Origin of the sequence: Sulfurovum xiamenensis (genome assembly GCF_030347995.1) — a bacterium.
GTDB lineage: Bacteria > Campylobacterota > Campylobacteria > Campylobacterales > Sulfurovaceae > Sulfurovum > Sulfurovum xiamenensis.
In genome coordinates this window covers 1-741 of sequence record NZ_JAQIBC010000024.1, presented here as the reverse complement: position 1 = coordinate 741, position 741 = coordinate 1, and the positions used below count along the sequence as shown (strand labels likewise).

At 50.3% G+C, this 741-nt stretch carries 1 rRNA gene; it reads right to left on the bottom strand.

From position 1 onward, the window contains the following. Positions 1-85: 85 nt before the first annotated feature. Positions 86-741, bottom strand: a 23S ribosomal RNA gene (locus tag PF327_RS11390); the annotation flags it as partial.

Genomic DNA, 741 nt, shown 5'->3' with positions numbered 1-741 from the left:
TTAAGAGCCTAGGCAATGTTAAAATTACATTTGCAAGTTCTACTATTAAGCTTGCACTTAATAAGGTAGTACCTATTTGAAGAATAAAGTAAATACAAACGATCTATTAGTACTGGTCAGCTAAATGACTTTCATCACTTACACACCCAGCCTATCAACGCAGTAGTCTTCTGCGGATCTTCAGGGATGATTCATCTTGGAGTTGGCTTCCCGCTTAGATGCTTTCAGCGGTTATCGATTCCGAACTTAGCTACCGGGCAATGCGTCTGGCGACACAACCCGAACACCAGAGGTTCGTCCACTCCGGTCCTCTCGTACTAGGAGCAGCCCCCTTCAATCTTCCAACGCCCACGGCAGATAGGGACCGAACTGTCTCACGACGTTCTAAACCCAGCTCGCGTACCACTTTAAATGGCGAACAGCCATACCCTTGGGACCGACTTCAGCCCCAGGATGTGATGAGCCGACATCGAGGTGCCAAACACCGCCGTCGATATGAACTCTTGGGCGGTATCAGCCTGTTATCCCCGGAGTACCTTTTATCCGTTGAGCGATGGCCCTTCCATACAGAACCACCGGATCACTATGACCTGCTTTCGCACCTGCTCGAACCGTCATTCTCGCAGTTAAGCGGGCTTATGCCATTGCACTAACCTCACGATGTCCAACCGTGATTAGCCCACCTTCGTGCTCCTCCGTTACTCTTTGGGAGGAGACCGCCCCAGTCAAACTACCCACCAG